This window comes from Mesorhizobium sp. BR1-1-15 (assembly GCF_020165475.1).
GTDB lineage: Bacteria > Pseudomonadota > Alphaproteobacteria > Rhizobiales > Rhizobiaceae > Mesorhizobium.
Map to the genome: position 1 here is coordinate 366,581 of NZ_JAIUIF010000005.1, position 17,820 is coordinate 384,400.

General features: G+C 64.5%; 14 protein-coding genes and 1 pseudogene. 5 read left to right on the forward strand and 10 right to left on the reverse strand.

What is annotated here, in order from left to right:
- Window positions 1-7: 7 nt before the first annotated feature.
- Together LB541_RS12535 and LB541_RS12540 are read left to right on the forward strand one after the other, a co-directional pair.
- Window positions 8-994 carry a Gfo/Idh/MocA family protein gene (locus tag LB541_RS12535; RefSeq protein WP_224618526.1) on the forward strand — a complete coding sequence of 329 codons (987 nt, stop codon included), beginning with the start codon at window positions 8-10 and terminating at the stop codon, window positions 992-994.
- A gap of 59 nt (window positions 995-1,053) precedes the next feature.
- Window positions 1,054-2,712, forward strand: coding sequence for an FAD-binding dehydrogenase (locus tag LB541_RS12540; RefSeq protein WP_224618527.1), 1,659 nt, complete (start codon window positions 1,054-1,056; stop codon window positions 2,710-2,712).
- A 64-nt stretch (window positions 2,713-2,776) separates the two neighbouring features.
- On the opposite strand, the gene LB541_RS12545 is transcribed toward LB541_RS12540, so the two are convergent.
- The 7 genes from LB541_RS12545 to LB541_RS12575 all read right to left on the reverse strand — a co-directional run bounded on the left by LB541_RS12545 (window position 2,777) and on the right by LB541_RS12575 (window position 10,614).
- The gene (locus LB541_RS12545; RefSeq protein WP_224618530.1) at window positions 2,777-3,715 is read right to left on the reverse strand and encodes an alpha/beta hydrolase; all 939 of its coding nucleotides are present in this window, start codon (window positions 3,713-3,715) and stop codon (window positions 2,777-2,779) included.
- A gap of 213 nt (window positions 3,716-3,928) precedes the next feature.
- The gene (locus tag LB541_RS12550; protein WP_224618532.1) at window positions 3,929-4,711 is read right to left on the reverse strand and encodes a carnitinyl-CoA dehydratase; all 783 of its coding nucleotides are present in this window, start codon (window positions 4,709-4,711) and stop codon (window positions 3,929-3,931) included.
- On the reverse strand, window positions 4,704-6,782 hold the full coding sequence (locus LB541_RS12555; RefSeq protein ID WP_224618535.1) for an acetate--CoA ligase family protein: 2,079 nt from the start codon (window positions 6,780-6,782) through the stop codon (window positions 4,704-4,706). The genes LB541_RS12550 and LB541_RS12555 overlap by 8 nt, the downstream gene beginning before the upstream one ends.
- A 3-nt stretch (window positions 6,783-6,785) precedes the next feature.
- A complete protein-coding gene (locus LB541_RS12560) occupies window positions 6,786-7,949 on the reverse strand; it encodes an acyl-CoA dehydrogenase family protein (RefSeq protein WP_140491110.1) in 1,164 nt (387 codons plus the stop codon).
- 4 nt (window positions 7,950-7,953) lie between these two features.
- Entirely contained in the window at window positions 7,954-9,048 is a 1,095-nt protein-coding gene (locus tag LB541_RS12565; RefSeq protein WP_224618537.1) for a carnitine 3-dehydrogenase, read from the reverse strand.
- Window positions 9,049-9,050: 2 nt separating this feature from the next.
- Window positions 9,051-9,674, reverse strand: coding sequence for an HD domain-containing protein (locus LB541_RS12570; protein WP_140525797.1), 624 nt, complete (start codon window positions 9,672-9,674; stop codon window positions 9,051-9,053).
- 22 nt (window positions 9,675-9,696) lie between these two features.
- The gene (locus LB541_RS12575; protein ID WP_224618540.1) at window positions 9,697-10,614 is read right to left on the reverse strand and encodes a 3-keto-5-aminohexanoate cleavage protein; all 918 of its coding nucleotides are present in this window, start codon (window positions 10,612-10,614) and stop codon (window positions 9,697-9,699) included.
- A 78-nt stretch (window positions 10,615-10,692) separates the two neighbouring features.
- Between LB541_RS12575 and LB541_RS12580 the strand changes: the two genes are divergently transcribed.
- On the forward strand, window positions 10,693-11,673 hold the full coding sequence (locus tag LB541_RS12580; protein WP_224618542.1) for a GlxA family transcriptional regulator: 981 nt from the start codon (window positions 10,693-10,695) through the stop codon (window positions 11,671-11,673).
- Between the two features lie 57 nt (window positions 11,674-11,730).
- Here LB541_RS12580 and LB541_RS12585 read toward each other — a convergent pair whose 3' ends face one another.
- Both LB541_RS12585 and xylA read right to left on the reverse strand, forming a co-directional pair.
- Entirely contained in the window at window positions 11,731-11,940 is a 210-nt protein-coding gene (locus tag LB541_RS12585; protein ID WP_140563487.1) for a hypothetical protein, read from the reverse strand.
- 308 nt (window positions 11,941-12,248) lie between these two features.
- A complete protein-coding gene (gene xylA, locus LB541_RS12590) occupies window positions 12,249-13,574 on the reverse strand; it encodes a xylose isomerase (RefSeq protein WP_224618543.1) in 1,326 nt (441 codons plus the stop codon).
- 110 nt (window positions 13,575-13,684) lie between these two features.
- Here xylA and LB541_RS12595 point away from each other — a divergent pair, with 110 nt between their 5' ends.
- Window positions 13,685-14,047, forward strand: a complete 363-nt coding sequence (locus LB541_RS12595; protein WP_224618544.1) for a nuclear transport factor 2 family protein — start codon at window positions 13,685-13,687, stop codon at window positions 14,045-14,047.
- Between the two features lie 197 nt (window positions 14,048-14,244).
- Here LB541_RS12595 and xylB read toward each other — a convergent pair whose 3' ends face one another.
- Complete coding sequence (xylB, locus tag LB541_RS12600; protein WP_224618560.1) at window positions 14,245-15,699, reverse strand: xylulokinase; 1,455 nt, start codon at window positions 15,697-15,699, stop codon at window positions 14,245-14,247.
- Between the two features lie 440 nt (window positions 15,700-16,139).
- On the opposite strand from xylB, the pseudogene LB541_RS12605 reads away from it, so the two are divergent.
- Window positions 16,140-17,820: pseudogene (locus LB541_RS12605) on the forward strand (autotransporter outer membrane beta-barrel domain-containing protein); the annotation flags it as partial.

The following is a 17,820-nucleotide window of genomic DNA, read 5'->3' on the forward strand; positions in this document are numbered from 1 at the left end:
AAGCCTGATGTTCCGATGGGGTGTGTTATCGACGGCCAAGATCGGTCGCGAGCAGCTTTTACCTGCGATCGTGGAGGCGGAAAATGGCGTGCTGTCCGCAATCGCCAGCCGCGATCAGTCGAAGGCCCGTGGGTTGGCCGATCGCTTCGGCGCGCCGCATGCTTTCGGTTCCTATGAGGAGTTGCTCGCCTCGAACGAGGTCGACGGCGTCTATATCCCGCTGCCGACATCGCAGCATGTCGAATGGACGGCCAAGGCCATTCAGGCGGGAAAACATGTGCTGGTCGAAAAGCCGTTGGCGCTCGACGCCAAGGACATTCCGCCGCTGATCAAGCTGCGCGATGCCAGCAAGGTGTTGGTCTGCGAAGCCTTCATGGTCGTCTACCATCCGCAATGGATCAAGGTGCGCGACCTGATCGCCAGCGGCGTCATCGGCCGGCTGCGCCATGTGCAGGGCGCGTTCTCCTATTACAATGTCGATCCCAACAACATGCGCAACCAGCTCGACCTTGGCGGCGGCGCGCTGCCCGACATCGGCGTCTACCCGACCGTGTCGACGCGCTTTTCCACCGGCAAGGAGCCGCTGCGCGTGCAGGCGACGATCGAGCGCGACAAAAAATTCGGCACCGACATCTATTCCTCGATCCGCGCCGATTTCGGCGACTTCGAACTGTCCTTCTATCTCTCGACCCAGATGGCCGCGCGCCAGGTGATGGTGTTCCATGGCGAGAACGGGTTCATCGAGGTGTTTTCGCCGTTCAATGCCGGGCTCTACGATCACCACCGCGTCGAGTTGCACAATCAGAACCACATGGAGGCGCAGGTGTTCCGCTTTCCCGGTACGCAGCAGTACCGGCTCGAGGTCGAGACCTTCGCGCGGGCGGCCCAGGGCGGCAAGGAGCGCGTCTTCACGCTGGAGGAATCCGTGCTCAACCAGAAGGTCATCGACGCCATCTTCCGCGCCGGCGGCAAGGATGGCTGGGAGGCGGTCTGACCATCATTGATATATTCCGGTTCGAGATTCATACGGTAGCCAGCTAACGGGAGGGGAAATTGGCTGACGACGCGGATGTCATCATTGTCGGCGCCGGCCTTGCCGGGCTGGTCGCCGCCGCCGAACTGGCCGAGGCCGGCAAGAAGATCGTCATCGTCGACCAGGAACCGGAGCAGTCGCTGGGCGGCCAGGCCTTCTGGTCGTTCGGCGGTCTGTTCCTCGTCGATTCGCCCGAGCAGCGGCGCATGCGCATCCGCGATTCGCACGAGCTGGCGCTCGAGGACTGGCTGGGCACCGCCGCTTTCGACCGGCCGGAGGATCACTGGCCGCGCAAATGGGCCGAGGCCTACGTCGGCTTCGCCGCCGGCGAGAAGCGCTCCTGGCTGCTGGAGCGCGGGATGAAATTCTTTCCCGTGGTCGGATGGGCCGAGCGCGGCGGCGGCAATGCCATTGGCCATGGCAATTCCGTGCCCCGCTTTCACATCACCTGGGGCACCGGTCCCGGCGTGCTCGAGCCCTTCGTGCTGCGCGTCCGCGAAGCCGAGAAGAAGGGACTGATCCGCTTCAAGTTCCGCCACCGCGTCAACGAATTGATCCGCACCGGCACGAGGATCGACGGGGTGCGCGGCGACATCCTGCAGCCAAGCACCGTCGAGCGCGGCCACAAGAGTTCGCGTGAGATATCAGGTGATTTCGAGGTTCATGCGCAGGCCGTGATCGTCGCCTCCGGCGGCATCGGCGGCAACCACCAGCTGGTCCGGGAAAACTGGCCGAAGCGTCTGGGCGCGGCGCCGAAGTGCATGATCACCGGCGTGCCCGACCATGTCGACGGCCGCATGCTGGCGATCACGGAACAGGCCGGCGGCAGCGTCATCAATCACGACCGCATGTGGCACTATGTCGAGGGCATCAGGAACTGGGCGCCGATCTGGACCGATCATGCCATCCGCATCCTGCCCGGTCCGTCGTCGCTGTGGCTCGACGCCAGGGGCAAGCGCCTGCCGGTGCCGCTTTACCCCGGTTTCGACACGCTCGGCACGCTCAGCCACGTCATGAGCACCGGCTTCGACTATTCCTGGTTCATCCTGACCAAAAAAATCATCCAGAAGGAGTTCGCGCTCTCGGGCTCCGAGCAGAACCCGGACCTGACCGGCAAGAGCTGGCACCAGGTGCTCGGCCGCGCCACGTCGGGCATTCCGGGCCCGGTCAAGGCGTTCATGGAGAAGGGCGAGGATTTCATCATCGAGGCCGAACTGCCCGATCTGGTGGCGCGCATGAACAAGCTGGCCGGCGGCGAACCGCTGCTCGACGTCGCCCATGTCGAGCGCGAGATCCGCGCCCGCGACCGGCAACTCGACAATCCCTTTTCCAAGGACATGCAGGTCACCGCGCTGCGCGGAGCGCGGGCCTATCTCGGCGACCGGCTGATCCGCACGGCCAGGCCGCACAAGATGCTCGATCCCGCGAACGGCCCGCTGATCGCGGTTCGCCTCAACATCCTGACCCGCAAGACGCTGGGTGGCCTGCAGACCGATCTCGAAAGCCGCGTGCTGGGGAGCGATGGCGAGCCGGTTCAGGGCCTCTATGCGGTCGGCGAAGCCGCCGGTTTCGGCGGCGGCGGCGTGCATGGCTATGCGGCGCTCGAAGGCACGTTCCTGGGCGGCTGTATCTTCTCCGGCCGCAGCGCCGGCCGGGCGGCGGCTCGTTCGGTAGGCTGAGCGCCGAACGGCTTGGCAGTCGCTGGGTTGATCATCTTCTGTCGATTGTCATGCGAGGAGGCCCTCACCAGATCCACTCGCTTTTGCCGAGCGCCGACACCGCCTCGACGATGCGGGTAAAGCTGGCGCGGGCGCGGCCGACCGTGTGCCTCGCCCTGAGATAGCCGTGCACGAGCCCTTTTTCCTCGAACCAAGTGGCTCGCCCGCCGCCCGCCACGATGCGGTCGCGATAGGCCTTGCCGTCCGACGACAGCGGATCGCACTCGGCGGTGATCAGCACGGTCGGCGGCAGGTTGGCGAAATCGGCGTCGGCCAGCGGCTGAAGCGTGATGTCGCCGGTCTGGTCCACGCCGCCGGTACGGATGTGCTTGTAGAATTCGAGGTCGCGCGTGGTCAGCATAGGCGCTTCGGCATGCTTCAGATAGGAGCCACGCGAACGGTCGCCGCCGAGCCCGGGATAGATCAGCACCTGCCCGATCGGTTTCTTCGCATGGCCGCGCGTCGCATGGCTGACTGCGGCGCAGAGATTGCCACCGGCGCTGTCGCCGCAGAGCAGGATGGGATGATCGCGGGTGGCTGCCGCCCACTCGAAGGCGTTCATCGCGTCGTCAAACGCGGCCGGATGCAGATGCTCCGGCGCCAGCCGGTAGTCGACCGAAACGACGTCATAACCGGTGCGGCCGCAAAGCTCGGCGCAAACGTCGTCATGGCTGCCGAGCCCGCCAAGGATGAACCCCCCGCCGTGGCAATAGAGCACCGTCGCCGCTGTCTGCGGGGCGCTGCGATAGATGCGGATCGGGATATTGCACGCCTGTGCGGCAATAGCGGTGGTCTCCGCTGTCACCCCCTCGGGATAGCCGGCAAAGAACTCCCGGCACATGCGGTCATAGATCTCGCGCTGTTCGGCAATAGTGTAGTCGATCGTATCCGGCGGGTAATAGGAATTGGTCCGCTCGATGAAGGCCCGGGTCTCGGCATCGATGAGTTTGCTGTAGTCGGTCATGGCCGCGCCGACTGTGAACGGCGAGCCCAGGCACCCCCCTCTGTCCTGCCGGACATCTCCCCCGCAAGGGGGGAGATTGGCAGTTCAATCGGTATCGCCCTCCTTGCAGCGTTGACGATTAGCGAAAGCGGAAATGACATCCAATCTCCCCCCTTGCGGGGGAGATGGCCGGCAGGCCAGAGGGGGGTGCCTCGCGCTGTCATTTCCGCAGAGTCACGTCCCCTTCCAAACCGGGTCGCGCTTCTCCGCAAAAGCCCGGAACCCTTCCATATTGTCCTCGGAACCGTACAGCGCATCGACCGTCGGCAACTGCCGGCGCGTCACCCTGTTCATAGCGTCCTGGAAAGTCAGCGCTTCGGCCACCCGCGCGGTTTCCTTGATCGCGGCGAAGACAAGCGGCGGGCCGCTGGCGAGCAGGCGGGCGATCTCCCAGACGCGGTCCTCCAGCTTCTCCTTCGGCAGCACCTCGTTGACCAGGCCCCAGCGATGCGCCTCGGCAACGTCCATCCAGCGGCCAGTGAGCAAAAGGTCCATGGCGACATGATAAGGAATGCGCTTCGGCAGCTTGATGGTCGCGGCGTCGGCAAGCGTGCCGGCGCGGATCTCGGGCAATGCGAAGGAGGAGTGATCGGAGGCGTAGATGAGATCGCAGGACAGCGCCAGCTCGAAGCCGCCCCCCACCGCCATGCCGTTTACGCAGGCGATGACAGGCTTGTTCAAGTCGCGCAGTTCCTGCAGCCCGGCAAAGCCGCCGACGCCATAGTCGCCGTCGACGGCGTCGCCGCCGGCGGCGGCCTTCAGGTCCCAGCCGGCGCAGAAGAACTTGTCGCCGGCGGTCTTGACGATGGCGACGCGCAAGCCGGGGTCGTCGCGAAACGCCTTGAAGGTCTCGCCCATCAGCCGAGAGGTCTTCAGGTCGATGGCGTTGGCCTTGGGCCGATCGAGCGTGACCTCGAGGATCGAGCCTTCACGGCGGGTCGAAATGACGTCAGGCATTCTTGTTCTCTCCCAGCACCAAAAGCGCGTCGGCGATCCAGGCGCCCTTGCCTTCCGCGCAGACGATCAGCGGATTGATGTCGAGTTCCTCGATCTCGCCGGCATTCGTCTGCACGAAGGCAGCAATGCCCGCGATGGCGTCGATGGCAGCCTGGACGTGGGCCTTCGGCCGACCGCGATAGCCTTCGAGCAGCGGGAACAGTTTGAGACCGCGAAGTGCGGCCTCGATGTCGTCGCGTGTCGCCGGCAGCATCAGGGTGACGCTGTCGCGCAGCAATTCGACCAGCACGCCGCCGGTGCCCAGCGTCATGACAGCGCCGAACATCGGATCGCGGGTGAAGCCGACGATCAGCTCGGCGACGCCGTCGCGCACCATGCGCTCTACATAAAGGCCTGTGCCGAGCGGCAAAAGATCGTGCGCCGCCGTGCTGACGGTTTCGGCGTCCCTGAGGTTGAGCCTGACAGCGCCGACCTCGGATTTGTGGGTGACGCCCAGCGCCTTCAGCGCCACCGGGAAACCGAGCGCCATGGACGAGATCACCGCCTCGACGGCACTGGCGGCGCGCTCGCCCTTGGGCACCGGCAGCCCGGCCTTGATCAGCCGCGCCTTGGCTTGCGCCTCGTCAGGCGTGACATGCTCGCCGCCGGCAGCGCCGGAAGCGGAGGTGTCGACCGGCTGCGCCTGCGGCTCGCGCCAAGCCCAGCCGATGAAGGCGGCCGCCTGGGCGGCATCCATCGCTTCGGAAATGCCGAACAACGGCACCATGCCCCGCGCCATCAGCTCGGCGGTGTATTCCTCGGGCAGGTTCTCGGGTAGCGAGGAGACGATCGCGCCATGTGCCTTGTTGGTCTTGAGCGCCGATTCGAAGGCGCGCAGCGTTGCCCACCAGTCGGTCACCGAGCAGCGGTCCGGGCGCGGGAAGTCGAGTACCAGCATGTTGAGGTCGAAGCCGCCCGACACCATGGCGGTGAAGGTGGCGGTCATCGCCGGCTCGTTGTTCCAGATGAAGGTGTGATAGTCCAATGGATTGGCGACCGCGACCAGCGGCCCGAGCGTCGACTTGACATGGGCGCGGTGTTCTTCCGTCAGCACCGGGAAGTTGACCCAGCGGCCTTCGGCGCTGTCGGCCATGACCGACGCCTCGCCGCCCGAACAGCTCATCGATGACAGGCTGTAGCCGGGTAGCGGACCGGTGACATGCAGCAGCTTCAGCGCCTCGATGAAGGCGGGGATGGAATCGACGCGCGCGATGCCGAGCCGTTTCAGGAAGGCCCCGGACGCTGCGTCCGAGCCGGCGAGCGACGCGGTGTGCGAGACAGTCGCTTGCCTGGCCTGTTCGGAGCGGCCGACCTTCATGGCGATGATCGGCTTTTTCAATTCCCTCGCCCGTGCCGCCAGCCGCTCGAAGCCGGCTACCGAATCGAAAGCCTCGATGTGCAGGCCGAGCGAGGTGACGCGCTCGTCCTCGATCAGGCCGAGCGCCATTTCGGAGAGGCCGGTCTGCGCCTGGTTGCCGGCGGTCATCAGGAAGGCGATCGGCAGGCCGCGCTTCTGCATCGTCATGTTGATGGCGATGTTGGACGACTGGGTAATGATGGCCACCCCTTTGCCGCCGTCGGCCAATCTTATGCCGCCATGCTGGTCGGGCCACAAAAGCGCGCCGTCGGCATAGTTGATCAGGCCGTAACAGTTCGGCCCGATGATCGGCATCTCGCCGGCGGCGGCGACGAGTTCGGCCTGCAGGCGCTCGCCATCCGCGTCATAGGCTTCGGTTTCGAGGAAACCGGCGGCAAAGCAGACGGCCCCGCCGGCGCCGCGTTCGGCCAGGGCCTTGATCACGTCGATGGTCAGGTGTCGGTTGACGCCGACAAAGGCGGCGTCCGGCGCGCCGGGCAGATCGGCGATCGAACGATAGGCCTTGCGGCCGGCGACCTCTTCCTTGCTCGGGTGCACCGGCCAGATCTCGCCGGCAAAGCCCATCTTGATCGACTGTGCCACGACCGCGGCGGCCTGCGCGCCGCCGAACACGGCGATCGATTTAGGGCGCAGAAGGCGTTCAAGTTTGTGCATGGATCAGGCCCCGAACGGGCGCAGCAGCGCCCGCGAAATGATGTGGCGCTGGATTTCCGACGTGCCTTCCCAGATGCGCTCGACCCGGGCGTCGCGCCAGATGCGCTCCAGCGGCAGGTCGTCCATCAGCCCCATGCCACCATGGATCTGGATCGCTTCGTCGGCGACGTAAGCCAGCATTTCTGTGGCCTTCAGCTTGGCCATGGCCATGTCCTGGTCGGTGACGGTGCCCTGATCGTACTTCCAGCCGGCTTCGAACACCATCAGGTCCGCGGCCTTGAGTTCGGTTGCCATGTCGGCGAGCTTGAACGACACGCCCTGGAACTTGCCGATCTGCTGGCCAAATTGCTGACGCTGCGCGGCGTACTCGACCGCATGGCCAAGCGCCCGCTCGGCACGGCCGAGGCAGGTGGCGCCGACCTGCAGGCGGGTGGCGCCGAGCCAGGAATTGGCGACGTCGAAACCCTTGTGGACTTCACCCAACACCTGGCTTGCCGGAAGGCGGCAATCGTCGAATTCGAGGATGGCGTTGGTGTAGCCGCGATGCGAGACGTTGCGGTAGCCGTCGCGCACCGTGAAGCCCTTGGTGCCCTTGTCGACGAAGAAGGCGGTGATCTTCTTGCGTTTGCCGCGCGGCGAATCCTCTTCGCCCGAGGCCATGAAGACGATGGCAAAGTCGGCGAGGTCGGCGTGGGAGATAAAGTGCTTGGTGCCGTTCAATACCCAGTCGTCGCCGTCCTGCACGGCGGTCGCCTTCATGCCGCGCAGATCGGAGCCGGCGCCCGGCTCGGTCATCGCCAGGCAATCCCATTTCTCGCCACGGATGCACGGGAACAGATATTTTTCGCGCTGCTCCGGCGTGCCGGCCAAAAGGATGTTGGAGGGGCGCGCGACGCAGGTCCAGTGCAGCGCGTAGTTGGCGCGGCCGAGTTCCTTCTCGTAGAGCAGCCAGGTCACCGTATCGAGCCCCGCGCCGCCAACATCGGCCGGCATGTTGGCGGCATAGAGACCGGCTTCGATCGCCTTGGCCTTTAGCTCCTCGATCAGTTCGCGGCGCAGCACGCCGGTGCGCTCGACCTCGCGCTCATGGGGGTAAAGCTCATTCTCGACGAAGGCGCGCGTCGTCTCGACAATGAGCTTCTGTTCCTCCGACAGACCGAAATCCATGGTCTCAGCCTTTCTTCTTTTTCTTCGGTTTTTCGGCTTTCTTCACCGGCTTCGATGCCTTCGCCTTCTCGGCCGCCTTGGAGGCGGCCGGCTTTTTCGCCGCCAGCTTGGCCAACTGCTTCGTATAGTCCCTGTGCAGGGCGCCGGCTCCCCAGCCCTTGCCCTTGTTCTGCTTCGAGAGCGCATCCATGATGGCGACCAGATTGTCGTCGCGGATCTTTTCCAGTTCGCGGATCGACAGGCCATGCGCCTGGTCGTCCGACTGCGTGGCGATCAGGTCGACCAGCTCGTCGTTGAACTCCGGTACGTCCATCAGCTTGGTCCACGGCCATTTCAGGCAGGGGCCGAACTGCGCCATGAAGTGGCGCATGCCGGCTTCGCCGCCGGCGACGCGATAGACCTGGAACATGCCCATCTGCGCCCAGCGCAGGCCAAAGCCATAGCGCATGATGTCGTCCAGTTCCTCGACGGTGCAGATGCCGTCCTTGATCAGCCACAGCGCCTCGCGCCAGGCGGCTTCCAGCAGTCGGTCGCCGACGAAGGCTTCAATCTCCTTGCGGATGACGACAGGCTTCATGCCGATCGAGGCATAGATCTCCTTGGCGACCTCGACCGCCTCGGGGAATGTCTGGTCGCCGCCGACGATCTCGACCAGCGGCAGGAGATAGACCGGGTTGAACGGGTGGCCGACGACCAGCCGCTCCGGATGCTTCTTCATCGCAATCTGCATGTCGGTCGGCTTGATGCCTGATGTGGACGAGCCGACGATGGCATTGGCCGGCGCGTGAGTGTCGATCTCGGCCAGCACCTTGTGCTTGAGGTCGAGCCGTTCCGGCACGCTTTCCTGGATGAAATCGGCGTCGGCCACCGCGTCGGCAATGGTCTTGGCGAAGGTCAGTCTGCCTTCTTTCGGCAGGCCGCCCGGAACCATCTGCTTGTAGGCGCGGCGCGCGCCCTTCATCACTTCCGAGACCTTGCGCGAGGCCTCGGGATCGGGGTCGAAGATCGACACGTCGATGCCGTTGAGGAGCAGCCGCGCCACCCAGCCGGCGCCGATGACACCGCCGCCGATGGCGGCCGCCTTGTTGATGATGCTCATTGTCAGGCTCCGGTTCTTTTGGCGGCTGTTTGTGGATCCGTCAGAGGCACGCGCTCGCCCATGCGGATCACCGATGGGTCGTAGGCCTTGCGGGCAAAGACTTCGAGCGCGAAGGGCCGGAAGAACTCGATCGGCAGCGTCTCGTAGTCGGGGTCGAAGCTCGACTGGTCCCAGCGCTCGCAGAACTGGTCGCAATCGTCGAAATAGGCATGGCCGGCAAAGCGGTCGCGCGCGTGGCGATTGCCGCCGAGATGATGGGCGTAATAGAGGCGCTGGAAGTCGCCGTGCTTTTCCACCACCCAGGTGCATTGCTCGCGCACGAAAGGCTTCAGGATCGAAGCGGCGTATTCGTCGTGGTTGTAGGGTGCATAGATGTCGCCGATGTCGTGCAGGAGCGCGCAGGCGATCCAGTCGGTGTCGGCGCCATCACGCCAGGCGCGCGTCGCCGCCTGCAGCGAATGGCCGAGCCGGGTGATCTTGTAGCCCGACAGGCCCTCGTCGAGCTGGACCAGCGCGTCGAGCAGCCGCTCGCCGGTCCTGGCTGCATAGTCGATCTCGTGCGCGGTCAGGAATTCGTAGTCTTCCCTGTCGCCATCCTTCATCGCCGTGAATTTTACGGTAGCCATATCGACCCTCCCTGCGAATAATTTATGCCGCTAGTGGCGCCCGCTTGGTCAGGTTCAGCTTCTTGCGCACCTCTTCCGGGCCGAGAATCCTGGCGCCGAGATTGGTAACGATGCTGGCCGCGCGTTCGACCAGTTGCGCATTGGTGGCCAGCACGCCCTTGTCGAGCCAGAGATTGTCTTCCAACCCAACGCGGACATTGCCGCCAGCCAGCACCGCGGCGGCGGCATAGGCCATCTGGTTGCGGCCGATCGAAAAGGCCGACCAGCTCCATGTCGACGGCACGTTGTTGACCATGGCCATGAAGGTGTTGAGGTCGTCAGGCGCCCCCCATGGCACGCCCATGCAAAGCTGCACAAGCGCATCCGGCTTCAGAACCTGTTCCTCGACCAACTGCTTGGCGAACCACAGATGGCCTGTGTCGAAGGCCTCGATCTCCGGCTTGACGCCGAGCGCGGTCATCATACCGCCCATGGCGCGCAGCATGCCGGGCGTGTTGGTCATGACATAGTCGGCCTCGGCGAAGTTCATGGTGCCGCAGTCGAGCGTGCAGATCTCCGGCAGGCACTGGCGCACATGCTCCATGCGGTTGGTGGCGCCGCCCATGTCGGTGCCCTTCTCATTGAGCGGCAGCGGCGCTTCGGGCGAGCCGAACACCATGTCTCCACCCATGCCGGCGGTAAGGTTCAGCACCACGTCGACGTCTGCCTCGCGGATGCGCTCGGTCACCTCGCGGTAGAGATGAACGTCGCGCCTGGGCTTGCCGGTCTCGGGATCGCGCACATGGCAATGCACGATCGCCGCCCCCGCCCTGGCCGCGTCGATGGCCGAATCAGCGATCTCTTTGGGCGAGCGCGGCACATGCGGGCTGCGGTCCTGCGTGCCGCCGGACCCGGTCACGGCACAGGTAATGAAAACCTCACGGTTCATCGCAAGCGGCATGGAACTCTCCTCCCAGTCGAACAGGCGCCAAGCATCGCCCGGCTTGCCGAAAACTGTTTTGCGTTTTACGAAACTTCCATGACTAAAAGCGAAAAACTGACGATCTTTCGCGCCGAGCGTCTGCCGCTCAAGGTGACGATGCTGGTGTTTTCCGGCTCGTCGATCATGTGCGTGGCCTCGGCGGTCGACCCGCTGCGCGCCGCCAACCGCATCTCCGGCGAGACATTGTTCGATTTCAAGCTGGTTTCCGTGACCGGCGAGGCGCCGGTCACCACTTGCGGCCTGCCAGTGGCTGTCAGCGGCCGCTTCGATGCGGCCGAGCCGACTGACGTTCTTGTCGTCGTCGCCGGTTTCGGTACGCAGAATTATGCGACGTCGGCTCTGCTCTCGGGCCTGCGCCGCGCTGCCCGTTCGGCGCGCGCCTGCGGCGGCGTCGAGGCCGGTACATGGCTGGTCGCGCGGGCCGGCTTGCTCGAAGGCCGCAGCGCCACCACCCACTGGGAAGACATGGAGGATTTCTCGTCGGCCTTTCCGGGCGTCGACGTCCGCCCGGACCGTTACGTCATCGACGGGCCGGTCTTCACCTCCGGTGGCGCCTCGCCCACCTTCGACCTGATGCTGCACCTCGTTCGCACCCGCCTCGGCATGGCCGTGGCGCTCGATGTGGCCAGCGTCTTCATCTACGATCAGGCCCGTGCGGCCACCGACGCTCAGCCCCTGGTCTCGCTTGGCCGGCTCGACGGCTATGATCCGCGCCTGGCGCAAGCCATCCGGCTGATGGAAGCGCATGTCGACCGGCCGTTGACGGTCGCCGCCGTGGCAAAGCGCGCCGGGGTTACGGCGCGGACACTGGAGAGCATCTTCCGCAAGTCGATCGGCGAGACGCCCGGCGCCTACTATCTCAGGCTGCGCCTGGGCGCTGCGCGGCGGCTGGTGATCGACACCAGAGTGGCCATGGCCGACATTGCCGGGCGGACCGGATTTTCATCCGCCGCGGCATTTTCGAGGGCGTTTTCAAGAGCTTTCGGTGAAGCCCCGGTCAGGCTACGCCGGGGTTGATGTACATGTCGTCCAAAGCATGCCCACGGGCTTGACCCGAGGGTGGGAAGCGGTTGATCAGGCAGCGTTCTGCCGGTCGCTGCCGCCGTCGATCTGCGAGCGCATCTGTCTTGCCAGATGGGTCTCGAAACGGCTGGCAACGGCGCGGTCCCATTCGTTGGAGCGGCGCGCACCATCCTTCGGATGCGGCATTGCCATCAGCCGGTCGATAATCGACCCGGCCTCGCCATTTGAGAGCAGGGCGTCGATTTCACGTTCGTTCTGCATATCGGTTCGCCTCCTTCTTCCTCTCCCGCCACGAGCACCTTCTTATAGGAGATTCGTGACGGCAGTTTGAAGGCAAGAGAGAGGCGATTGAGGGGCGTCAGTGGGCAAAACCTTGTCGTCGATTCCGCACTGGCGCAAAGCCCTTTCACCCGGTCTCGGCGCCACCCTCGTCCGCCCGCCGGCACCTTTTCCGTTCAATGGCGAACAGGGCGGCAGGCAAATAAGCGCGACGCCGGGAACTTCTCCCCGCGAAGCGGCGTGGGTAAGCGGAGCGGCGGCTGAACGAGCCGCCGCCCGCCTTTCATCCCTTACACGTAGCGGTTGACGATGTTTTCCAGCAGTTCCTGACGGCCGGAGCGCGGCTGCGGTTCGATCTTCTTCTTCACCACGCGCTCGGCGATGTCCTCCAGCGTGCGCTTGCCGGCAAGCATCGCCTTGGCCTCGGCGCTGTTCCAGCCTGCGTAGCGCTCGGCGAGTGGAGCCGACAGCGCCTTGTCTTCGACCATCTTGGCGGCTGCCTTCAGGCCGCGCGCGCAGGCATCCATGCCGCCGATATGGCCGATCAGCAGGTCCTGCGGATCGAGCGACTGGCGGCGCAGCTTGGCGTCGAAATTGGTACCGCCGGTCTTGAAGCCGCCTGCCTGCAGAACCTGATAATAGGCCAGCGCCATCTCCGGCACGTTGTTGGGGAACTGGTCGGTGTCCCAGCCCGACTGGTAGTCGTTGCGGTTCATGTCGATCGAGCCGAAGATGCCGAGCGCATTGGCCAACGCCAGCTCGTGCTCGAAGGAATGGCCGGCCAGGATGGCGTGGCCCTGCTCGATGTTGAGCTTGACCTCCTTCTCCAGGCCGAAGCGCTTGAGGAAGCCATAGACGGTCGCGACATCGTAGTCGTACTGGTGTTTTGTGGGTTCCTGCGGCTTCGGCTCGATCAGGATCGTGCCTTTGAAGCCGATTTTGTGCTTGTAGTCGACGACGAGGTTGAGGAAACGGCCGGCCTGCTCCTGCTCGCGGGCAAGGTCGGTGTTGAGCAGCGTCTCATAGCCCTCACGTCCGCCCCAAAGCACATAGTTCTCACCCTTCAGCCGCTTGGTGACGTCGATGCAGCTCTTCACCGTCGCTGCCGCATAGGCAAACACATCCGGATCGGGGTTTGTCGCGGCGCCCGACATGAAGCGGCGGTGCGAGAACAGGTTCGCCGTGCCCCACAAGAGCTTGACGCCAGTCTGCTTCATCTTGGTGGCGAAATAGTCCGCGATCTCGTCGAGGCGCGCGGAACTTTCCGAAAAATCCTTGCCCTCGGGCCGCACGTCGGCATCGTGGAAGCAGAAATAGGGCGCGCCGAGCAGCGAGAACATCTCGAAGGCGACGTCTGCTTTCAGTTTTGCCAGTTCCATCGTGTCGATGCCGCCGGCCTTGGGGAACCACGGCCGATCGAAGGTCTGGCCGCCGAACGGATCGCCGCCCGGCCAGGCGAAGGAATGCCAGTAGGCGACGGCGAAGCGCAGATGGTCTTCCAGCCGCTTGCCGGCCACCAGCTCGTCCGGGTTGTAGAACCGGTAAGCCAGCGGATTGGCCGAATCCGGCCCCTCATATTTGATCTTCTGGATGTCGCCGAAAAAGCCGCTGCTCATGGATTTCCTTCCTCTCCGAAATGGCTCCGCCTGATTACCTCAGGCGTAATTGGTTCCGTTCGTCCGTTGGGTGAAAAGGGTCATGTCAAAGCCAACGAAGGAGACAGATCATGACCGATCTCAACAAGATCGCCGAAAGCTACATCACCGCCTGGAACGAGAGCGACGCCGCGCGCCGTCAGGCGCTGCTCAAGGCGACTTTCACCGAAGACGTCAGCTATCGCGATCCCATCATGCAGGGCGACGGCCATGAAGGCGTCGCGGCGCTGATCGACGGCGTGCAGCAGCGCTTTGTCGGCTTCCGCTTCTCGCTGAAAGGCACACCGGACGGGTTTGCCGACAAAATCCGCTTTTCCTGGAACCTCGGCCCGGAGGGCACACCGTCCATCATCGAAGGCACCGATATCGGCGTCATCGAGGACGGCCGCCTGAAGAGCATCACCGGCTTCCTCGACAAGGTGCCGGCGCAGTGAGGCTTCACGGCTAAGGTAGGCGCCAGGCGCCCCCCTCTGGCCTGCCGGCCATCTCCCCCTCAAGGGGGGAGATTGGCTGATTTTTATACCTTCGCCAACCTCCGGCCTTGCAAGGCTAGCGTATCCGCCAAAGCTGCCGATCTTCCCCCTAGAGGGGGAGATGCCCGGCAGGGCAGAGGGGGGCGCGTGGCGCCTGCTCACGCCGTTGCCGCCCTGATCGCCGCATAAAGCCCGCGGTAGCGCTGGTAGGCATCGGCAAATGCACCATCCAAGCCGGCATGCGGTTCGATCGTTGCATCGGTCCTCGGCGCCGTGCAGACATCGATCGGATCAGTGTCCGTCGCTGCGATCAGGCCGAGCCGGGCGGCGCCGAAGGCGGCGCCGAAATCGCCGTCGGCGGGAATGTCGACAGGCAGCTGAAGCGCGGTGGCGATGGCCTTCAGCCAGTAGCGCGAGCGCGAGCCGCCGCCGATCGCCGTCACACGCATCAAGCTCGTGCCCGCAGTCTTCAACGCCTCGAGGCTGTCGCGAAAGGCGAAGGCCACGCCTTCCAGCACGGCCTGGGTCAGGACGGCGCGGCTCGATTCATGCGCCAGTCCGGTAAAGGAGCCGCGAATGACGGAATCATTGTGCGGCGTGCGCTCGCCCGAGAGATAGGGCAGGAAGGACACGCCGGTCGGCGCCTTCAGTGTATCGCCCAGTTCCGATGTCAACTCGCCTGCGCCCTTGCCGGTAATCTCGGACAGCCAATTGAGCGAATCGGTGGCCGACAGGATGACGCCCATCTGATGCCAGGTGTCAGGCAGCGCATGGCAGAAAGTGTGGACCGCGCTTGCCGGGTTGGGCAGATAGGAGGCATTGGCGGCAAACAGCACGCCTGACGTGCCCAGAGACACGAACGCATGGCCGGCACGGACCGTGCCCATGCCGCAGGCGGAAGCCGCATTGTCGCCGGCGCCGCCGGCAATCGGGATGCCGGCTTCGACGCCCCATTTCGACGCCAGCTCGCCGCGCAGCCCACCGGCCTTCTGCGTACCCTCGACCAGGGATGGCATGTGCTTTTCGTCGAGCGACGTGGCCGCGAGCAGGTCGGCGGACCAGCGCCGCTTCCCAACGTCGAGCCAGGAAGTGCCAGCCGAGTCCGACATTTCCGAAATATGTTCGCCGGTCAGCCACAGCCGCAGGAAATCCTTGGGCAGCAGCACCTTGGCCACTTTGGCGAAAATGGCGGGTTCGTTGTTCTTCACCCAGGCGAGCTTCGGCGCGGTGAAACCGGGAAAGACGATGTTGCCGGTCAGCTCGCGAAACCGCGGATCGGCGTCGAGCGCGGCTGCCTCGGCATGGCTGCGCGTATCGTTCCACAGAATGCAGGGGCGCAGCACCTTGTCAGAGGCATCGAGCAAGGTGGCGCCATGCATCTGACCGGATAGGCCAATGCCTTTCACCGCCGCGAACTGCCAGGGATGGGAGGCCTTCAGTTCGGCAATCGCGTCTTCGCAGGCGCGTAGCCAGTGGGCTGGATCCTGTTCGGACCAGCCGGGATGCGGCCGCGAAACGTCGAGCGCGCCATGGCCGGAACCGATGACGGTCTGTTCGGCATCGATCAGCAGCGCCTTGACGCCCGACGTGCCAAGGTCGAGGCCGAGATACATGTTTTCCTCCCTTGCCATTATTTTTTTCGGATCTCGAAAAAATCTGGCCGAGGCAGTTTTTAAGCCAAGATCCGCCGCGGGTCAATTCTCTGACAATCGGCCGCGCATCACGAAAACAACGCCGACGGCGGGCTGTGAGGCCGCGCCAGCGTACGCGCCGCCACCAACACGCTTTGGAGGGTTGGCGAGACGCACGCCAAGCACCAATTCTGGCTCAATCAAAGCACAGCTCTGTCCGGCCCGTTTTCCAGTTCATCAACCATGACGGGCAGATTAGGCTTTGTAAAACGGAACGAATTGTGTCTTCATTGCGGCGTAGGGTGGGGGCTTGCAATCGCGAATCTTGGAGGGACGCGGTGCGGCGCTTTGAAAACAGGCTTCCGAATGGCGATTCGGAAGACATCGCTAAATTAGTTGTTCTGAAACGGCATATGCCGGTGATGTTTCTTCCTCGAATGCTTGGCGTTTTTGCCGCGACGTCACTGGCGTTGCTGCCCAATTCCGCCGCCTTCGCCGCATGCCTGCTCGTTCCGACCGCCGGAAACGACACCTTCATCTGCGACAGCGGCGATTCGGGCGGGAGCCTCAACGATCTGAACGGCGACAACACGCTCACCTTTCCCGCCGGCGGCACCGGCCAGGTGAGCGGCAATGTCACCTTCGGCGTTGGTTCGGACCGCATCAACATGCAATCCGGTACCATCACCGGCACGGTCGACCAGGGCGGTGGCGCCGATTTCTTCACCATCGGCGCTGGCACCGTCATCGGCAATGTGCAGCAAGGCTCGGGCATAGACGACTTCAACATAAGCGGCGGCCAGATCGGTTCACTTAACCAGGGTGATGGCCTCGACACCTTCACCATGACGGACGGACGCATCGTCGATTTCTTCGACGACGGCGACCATGCGGTGATGACGGGCGGCCGCATCGGCCGCGTCAACATGAAGCTCGACCAGAACTACTTCAACATGTCCGGCGGCACCATCGACCGCAACCTGGTCACCGGCTTCGACAAGGACACGATCATCCTTTCGGGCGGCACGATCGGCGGCAACATCAGTGTCAGCGGCGGCAATGACAGCGTGACGATTACCGGCGGCACGGTCGGCGGCGACGTGCTGATGAGCTTCGGCGCCGACAGTTTCGTCTGGGACGGCGGCGGCATCATCTATGGCGCCGTCGACCTCGGCGCCGACAACGACACGGCAAAGCTGAGCAACCTGACCAATTCCAATATGGGCGGCGCCGACGCGCTGAATGGTGGCCTCGGCACCGACACGCTGAGTTTCGACAACGTCAAGCTCAAAGGCATCAGCCGGGTGCAGAACTGGGAGAGCATCGACGCCACCAATGACACCGAACTCACGCTGGACGGCAATCTGGTGCTGGGAGACAGCGGCACCGGCACGGGCTCGCTCAGCGTCGATGCGGCAAGCACGCTCTATGGCGGCGGCTTCAACGCGTCGATACAGGCCTTTACGGCGGGCCAGCTTGCGGACGTCGTCAATGCCGGCCGCATCGACCTGACCAATGGCAGTACAGGCGCGACGGATCGGCTGACGATTTCGGGCAATTACACCGGGCTTGGCGGCCTGCTGCTCATCCAGACGGAACTCGGCGATGATTCCTCGGCCTCGGACAGGCTGGTGCTGTCGGGCGGCACGGCTTCCGGCTCGACCGGCATCGGGGTGGTCAATGTCGGCGGCACGGGTGCCGAGACGACGCAGGACGGCATCATGGTCGTCCAGGCGGTCAATGGCGCCACCTCCAGCGCCAGCGCCTTCGCGCTCGACGCGCCGGTCGCGGCGGGCGCCTTCGAATATTATCTGTTCAAGGGTGGCGTCACCGCAGGCAGCGCGGAGAACTGGTATCTGCGCTCGTCGTTGATAACGCCGACATCGCCGGCCGCAGCGCCGCCGGGGATCGGACCGACGGCGGCGCCCGAGCCCGAACCTCCGGCAACCGAGCCGCCGCCGCCGCCTTCGCAACTGCCGCACGTGCCCGTGCCGTCCGAAGGCGACGTCAACAATCCGCCGGTCGATCCGACGCCGCCGGTGCAGGCCGGCGATCCGGAACTCCAGCCCCCGCCACCCCCGCCGGCGGCACCGGCGGCTGATC

Coding starts and splice junctions, on each gene's coding strand:
- LB541_RS12575 (WP_224618540.1), bottom strand. CDS start 10,614: ATGCCGCTTGCGATGAACCGTGAGGTTTTCATTACCTGTGCCGTGACC.
- LB541_RS12545 (WP_224618530.1), bottom strand. CDS start 3,715: ATGACCGACTACAGCAAACTCATCGATGCCGAGACCCGGGCCTTCATC.
- LB541_RS12560 (WP_140491110.1), bottom strand. CDS start 7,949: ATGGATTTCGGTCTGTCGGAGGAACAGAAGCTCATTGTCGAGACGACG.
- LB541_RS12570 (WP_140525797.1), bottom strand. CDS start 9,674: ATGGCTACCGTAAAATTCACGGCGATGAAGGATGGCGACAGGGAAGAC.
- LB541_RS12555 (WP_224618535.1), bottom strand. CDS start 6,782: ATGCACAAACTTGAACGCCTTCTGCGCCCTAAATCGATCGCCGTGTTC.
- LB541_RS12535 (WP_224618526.1), top strand. CDS start 8: ATGTTCCGATGGGGTGTGTTATCGACGGCCAAGATCGGTCGCGAGCAG.
- LB541_RS12550 (WP_224618532.1), bottom strand. CDS start 4,711: ATGCCTGACGTCATTTCGACCCGCCGTGAAGGCTCGATCCTCGAGGTC.
- LB541_RS12595 (WP_224618544.1), top strand. CDS start 13,685: ATGACCGATCTCAACAAGATCGCCGAAAGCTACATCACCGCCTGGAAC.
- xylB (WP_224618560.1), bottom strand. CDS start 15,699: ATGTATCTCGGCCTCGACCTTGGCACGTCGGGCGTCAAGGCGCTGCTG.
- LB541_RS12585 (WP_140563487.1), bottom strand. CDS start 11,940: ATGCAGAACGAACGTGAAATCGACGCCCTGCTCTCAAATGGCGAGGCC.
- LB541_RS12580 (WP_224618542.1), top strand. CDS start 10,693: ATGACTAAAAGCGAAAAACTGACGATCTTTCGCGCCGAGCGTCTGCCG.
- xylA (WP_224618543.1), bottom strand. CDS start 13,574: ATGAGCAGCGGCTTTTTCGGCGACATCCAGAAGATCAAATATGAGGGG.
- LB541_RS12565 (WP_224618537.1), bottom strand. CDS start 9,048: ATGAGCATCATCAACAAGGCGGCCGCCATCGGCGGCGGTGTCATCGGC.